The following is a 6,075-nucleotide window of genomic DNA, read 5'->3' on the forward strand; positions in this document are numbered from 1 at the left end:
GCTGATGACGAGGTGCTACGGCACTGAAGTAACTGATACCACACTTCCAGGAAAAGCCACTAAGCTTCAGGTTTATCTAAACCGTACTGAAAACCGACACAGGTGGTCAGGTAGAGAATACTCAGGCGCTTGAGAGAACTCGGGTGAAGGAACTAGGCAAAATAGCACCGTAACTTCGGGAGAAGGTGCGCCGGCGTAGATTGTAAATCCTCGCGATTGAAGGTTGAACCGGTCGAAGATACCAGCTGGCTGCAACTGTTTATTAAAAACACAGCACTCTGCAAACACGAAAGTGGACGTATAGGGTGTGATGCCTGCCCGGTGCTGGAAGGTTAATTGATGGTGTTATCGAAAGAGAAGCTCCTGATCGAAGCCCCAGTAAACGGCGGCCGTAACTATAACGGTCCTAAGGTAGCGAAATTCCTTGTCGGGTAAGTTCCGACCTGCACGAATGGCATAATGATGGCCAGGCTGTCTCCACCCGAGACTCAGTGAAATTGAAATCGCCGTGAAGATGCGGTGTACCCGCGGCTAGACGGAAAGACCCCGTGAACCTTTACTATAGCTTGACACTGAACATTGAATTTGATGTGTAGGATAGGTGGGAGCCTTTGAAGATGACACGCCAGTGTTGTTGGAGGCGTCCTTGAAATACCACCCTTTAACGTTTGATGTTCTAACGAAGTGCCTGAAACGGGTACTCGGACAGTGTCTGGTGGGTAGTTTGACTGGGGCGGTCTCCTCCCAAAGCGTAACGGAGGAGCACGAAGGTTTGCTAATGACGGTCGGACATCGTCAGGTTAGTGCAATGGTATAAGCAAGCTTAACTGCGAGACAGACAAGTCGAGCAGGTGCGAAAGCAGGTCATAGTGATCCGGTGGTTCTGAATGGAAGGGCCATCGCTCAACGGATAAAAGGTACTCCGGGGATAACAGGCTGATACCGCCCAAGAGTTCATATCGACGGCGGTGTTTGGCACCTCGATGTCGGCTCATCACATCCTGGGGCTGAAGTAGGTCCAAGGGTATGGCTGTTCGCCATTTAAAGTGGTACGCGAGCTGGGTTTAGAACGTCGTGAGACAGTTCGGTCCCTATCTGCCGTGGGCGTTGGATGATTGAAAGGGGCTGCTCCTAGTACGAGAGGACCGGAGTGGACGCATCACTGGTGTTCCAGTTGTCTCGCCAGAGGCATTGCTGGGTAGCTAAATGCGGAAGAGATAAGTGCTGAAAGCATCTAAGCACGAAACTTGCCTTAAGATGAGTCATCCCTGACTTAGAGTCAGTAAGGGTTGTTGTAGACTACGACGTAGATAGGTCTGGTGTGTAAGCGTTGCGAGACGTTGAGCTAACAGATACTAATTGCCCGAGAGGCTTAACTATACAACGCTCAAGTATTTTTAATACAAGACGACATGTTTCTGACTGTAGGGGTTGGAGAGAAAGGATAGTAGTTCAGCTTGTTGACAATTGAGAATCTTATACTGTACTGGATGAGGGTAGAGTATGAAGATGTGAAGAACGAGATGAGAGTAAATCATCAAACAGGATTATCTTGGCGGCGATAGTGCAGTGGACCCACCTAATTCCATGCCGAACTTAGAAGTGAAACGCTGTAACGCCGATGGTAGTGTGGGGCTTCCCCATGTGAGAGTAGGACACCGCCAGGTAGAAATGAGAGGCCCTAGGTAGAGATACCTGGGGTTTTTTGTTATGGGAAGGAGGGTGAGATAAAGTGGCAGCGGAAAAAAATCTAGTCTGGTTGCTTAGCTTTAATGCAGACAACTAGATTTTTTCCCGCTGCCACTTTATTCACCCTCCTTCCCATAACAAAAAACCCCAGGTATCTCTACCTAGGCCTCTCATTTCTACCTGGCGGTGTCCTACTCTCACATGGGGAAGCCCCACACTACCATCGGCGTTACAGCGTTTCACTTCTAAGTTCGGCATGGAATTAGGTGGGTCCACTGCACTATCGCCGCCAAGATAATCCTGTTTGATGATTTACTCTCATCTCGTTCTTCACATCTTCATACTCTACCCTCATCCAGTACAGTATAAGATTCTCAATTGTCAACAAGCTGAACTACTATCCTTTCTCTCCAACCCCTACAGTCAGAAACATGTCGTCTTGTATTAAAATACTTGAGCGTTGTATAGTTAAGCCTCTCGGCAATTAGTATCTGTTAGCTCAACGTCTCGCAACGCTTACACACCAGACCTATCTACGTCGTAGTCTACAACAACCCTTACTGACTCTAAGTCAGGGATGACTCATCTTAAGGCAAGTTTCGTGCTTAGATGCTTTCAGCACTTATCTCTTCCGCATTTAGCTACCCAGCAATGCCTCTGGCGAGACAACTGGAACACCAGTGATGCGTCCACTCCGGTCCTCTCGTACTAGGAGCAGCCCCTTTCAATCATCCAACGCCCACGGCAGATAGGGACCGAACTGTCTCACGACGTTCTAAACCCAGCTCGCGTACCACTTTAAATGGCGAACAGCCATACCCTTGGGACCTACTTCAGCCCCAGGATGTGATGAGCCGACATCGAGGTGCCAAACACCGCCGTCGATATGAACTCTTGGGCGGTATCAGCCTGTTATCCCCGGAGTACCTTTTATCCGTTGAGCGATGGCCCTTCCATTCAGAACCACCGGATCACTATGACCTGCTTTCGCACCTGCTCGACTTGTCTGTCTCGCAGTTAAGCTTGCTTATACCATTGCACTAACCTGACGATGTCCGACCGTCATTAGCAAACCTTCGTGCTCCTCCGTTACGCTTTGGGAGGAGACCGCCCCAGTCAAACTACCCACCAGACACTGTCCGAGTACCCGTTTCAGGCACTTCGTTAGAACATCAAACGTTAAAGGGTGGTATTTCAAGGACGCCTCCAACAACACTGGCGTGTCATCTTCAAAGGCTCCCACCTATCCTACACATCAAAATTCAATGTTCAGTGTCAAGCTATAGTAAAGGTTCACGGGGTCTTTCCGTCTAGCCGCGGGTACACCGCATCTTCACGGCGATTTCAATTTCACTGAGTCTCGGGTGGAGACAGCCTGGCCATCATTATGCCATTCGTGCAGGTCGGAACTTACCCGACAAGGAATTTCGCTACCTTAGGACCGTTATAGTTACGGCCGCCGTTTACTGGGGCTTCGATCAGGAGCTTCTCTTTCGATAACACCATCAATTAACCTTCCAGCACCGGGCAGGCATCACACCCTATACGTCCACTTTCGTGTTTGCAGAGTGCTGTGTTTTTAATAAACAGTTGCAGCCAGCTGGTATCTTCGACCGGTTCAACCTTCAATCGCGAGGATTTACAATCTACGCCGGCGCACCTTCTCCCGAAGTTACGGTGCTATTTTGCCTAGTTCCTTCACCCGAGTTCTCTCAAGCGCCTGAGTATTCTCTACCTGACCACCTGTGTCGGTTTTCAGTACGGTTTAGATAAACCTGAAGCTTAGTGGCTTTTCCTGGAAGTGTGGTATCAGTTACTTCAGTGCCGTAGCACCTCGTCATCAGCTCTCAGTGTTGTATAAGAGACCGGATTTGCCTAATCTCTCCACCTACCACCTTAAACGACCATCCAACAGGTCGATAACCTAACCTTCTCCGTCCCCACATCGCAGTTTATCCAAGTACGGGAATATTAACCCGTTTCCCATCGACTACGCTTTTCAGCCTCGCCTTAGGGGCCGACTCACCCTGCCCCGATTAACGTTGGACAGGAACCCTTGGTCTTCCGGCGAACGAGTTTTTCACTCGTTTTATCGTTACTTATGTCAGCATTCGCACTTGTGATACGTCCAGCAAACCTCTCGATTCACCTTCATCCGCTTACACAACGCTCCCCTACCCAACAGAATAAAATTCTGATGCCGCAGCTTCGGTGCTATATTTAGCCCCGTTACATCTTCCGCGCAGGCCGACTCGACTAGTGAGCTATTACGCTTTCTTTAAATGATGGCTGCTTCTAAGCCAACATCCTAGCTGTCTAAGCCTTCCCACTTCGTTTCCCACTTAATATAGACTTTGGGACCTTAGCTGGCGGTCTGGGTTGTTTCCCTCTCCACGACGAACGTTAGCACCCGCCGTGTGTCTCCTGAGTATCACTCTTCGGTATTCGCAGTTTGCATCGGGTTGGTAATCCGGGATGGACCCCTAGCCGAAACAGTGCTCTACCCCCGAAGGTGTCCGCTCAAGGCTCTACCTAAATAGATTTCGGGGAGAACCAGCTATCTCCCGGTTTGATTGGCCTTTCACCCCCAGCCACAAGTCATCCGCTAATTTTTCAACATTAGTCGGTTCGGTCCTCCAGTTAGTGTTACCCAACCTTCAACCTGCCCATGGCTAGATCACCGGGTTTCGGGGTCTATACCTTGCAACTAAAACGCCCAGTTAAGACTCGGTTTCCCTTCGGCTCCCTTATTCAGTTAACCTCGCTACAAAATATAAGTCGCTGACCCATTATACAAAAGGTACGCAGTCACCCTTTCGGGCTCCCACTGCTTGTACGTACACGGTTTCAGGTTCTATTTCACTCCCCTCACAGGGGTTCTTTTCGCCTTTCCTTCACAGTACTGGTTCACTATCGGTCAATCAGGAGTATTTAGCCTTGGAGGATGGTCCCCCCATCTTCAAACAGGATTTCTCGTGTCCCGCCTTACTTATCGTAAACTTAGTACCACAACCTGGACTTCGAGTACGGGATTATCACCCTCTGTGATTTGGCTTCCCAGCCAATTCCTCTGTCTCTGTTGTTATCACTTACTGGCTCCTCCGCTTTCGCTCGCCGCTACTTACAGAATCTCGGTTGATTTCTTTTCCTCGGGGTACTTAGATGTTTCAGTTCTCCCGGTTCGCCTCATTATCCTATTTATTCAGATAATGATAGTAGATTCTTCATCTACTGGGTTTCCCCATTCGGACATCTTGGATTAAACGCTTCTTATCAACTCATCCAAGCTTTTCGCAGATTAGCACGTCCTTCTTCGCCTCTGATTGCCTAGGCATCCACCGTGTACGCTTAGTCACTTAACTATACAACCTCAAGTACTTTTCTATACTTAATGTTGCTATTAACTACTAAACACTTGACTGCCTTTTCTCAGTCAAGATTTTTTCTACTCAGACTTCATGTTATTCATCACTTTATATTTACATTACTTACTTCTAAATACAAAGCAATAAACTTGAAAGTCTCTTCAGTTTTTCAGCTTGTTTCCAATTTTTTAAAGAACTAATAGACAAAAATAAACAACCTAATATAAAATCATTACATCATCTTTATATCAGTTGTTTTACCATCATTGCTAAATATTTTAATTGATTAAGTAACTAACAACTTATCAAATAATTAAGTTATTAATTATTTGAAAGCTTAATAAAACTTAACCAAAAATATTTAGCAATGATGATTTTTGGTGGAGATAAGCGGGATCGAACCGCTGACCTCCTGCGTGCAAGGCAGGCGCTCTCCCAGCTGAGCTATATCCCCATTTACATCATAATACTATCAACTAGAATCCCATTTGCTTATCACTCATCATTGAGTGGTGGTCTGAGTGGACTTGAACCACCGACCTCACCCTTATCAGGGGTGCGCTCTAACCACCTGAGCTACAGACCCAACAGGATTTTAGGTTACTTCTCTAATTTACACAATTCATCAAACAATCTGTGTGAACACTTGCTGTCGTCCCATTTTAGGTAAGGAGGTGATCCAACCGCAGGTTCCCCTACGGTTTACCTTGTTACGACTTCACCCCAGTCATGAATCATACCGTGGTGAACGCCCTCGTTTCCGTTAAGCTATCCACTTCTGGTACAACCCCACTCCCATGGTGTGACGGGCGGTGTGTACAAGGCCCGGGAACGTATTCACCGCAACATTCTGATTTGCGATTACTAGCGATTCCGACTTCATGGAGTCGAGTTGCAGACTCCAATCCGGACTTAGATGCACTTTCTGAGATTCGCTCAACGTCGCCGTCTCGCGCCCTCTGTATGCACCATTGTAGCACGTGTGTAGCCCTACTCGTAAGGGCCATGATGACTTGACGTC

At 47.7% G+C, this 6,075-nt stretch carries 2 tRNA genes and 5 rRNA genes; 2 read left to right on the forward strand and 5 right to left on the reverse strand.

The features are described from left to right. Both DYE19_RS00685 and rrf (DYE19_RS00690) read left to right on the forward strand, forming a co-directional pair. Positions 1–1,380 (forward strand): 23S ribosomal RNA (locus tag DYE19_RS00685); the annotation flags it as partial. Between the two features lie 171 nt (positions 1,381–1,551). Next, positions 1,552–1,667 (forward strand): 5S ribosomal RNA (gene rrf, locus DYE19_RS00690). A 200-nt stretch (positions 1,668–1,867) separates the two neighbouring features. Here rrf (DYE19_RS00690) and rrf (DYE19_RS00695) read toward each other — a convergent pair. The 5 genes from rrf (DYE19_RS00695) to DYE19_RS00715 form a co-directional block, all read right to left on the reverse strand. Further along, positions 1,868–1,983: ribosomal RNA gene (gene rrf, locus DYE19_RS00695) — 5S ribosomal RNA — on the reverse strand. 170 nt (positions 1,984–2,153) lie between these two features. After that, positions 2,154–5,051 (reverse strand): 23S ribosomal RNA (locus tag DYE19_RS00700). Between the two features lie 381 nt (positions 5,052–5,432). After that, positions 5,433–5,508: transfer RNA gene (locus tag DYE19_RS00705), tRNA-Ala, on the reverse strand. A 56-nt stretch (positions 5,509–5,564) separates the two neighbouring features. Further along, positions 5,565–5,640 (reverse strand) — tRNA-Ile (locus tag DYE19_RS00710). A gap of 81 nt (positions 5,641–5,721) precedes the next feature. Further along, a 16S ribosomal RNA gene (locus DYE19_RS00715) occupies positions 5,722–6,075 on the reverse strand; the annotation flags it as partial.

Origin of the sequence: Pasteurella canis (assembly GCF_900454865.1) — a bacterium.
Taxonomy (GTDB): domain Bacteria; phylum Pseudomonadota; class Gammaproteobacteria; order Enterobacterales; family Pasteurellaceae; genus Pasteurella; species Pasteurella canis.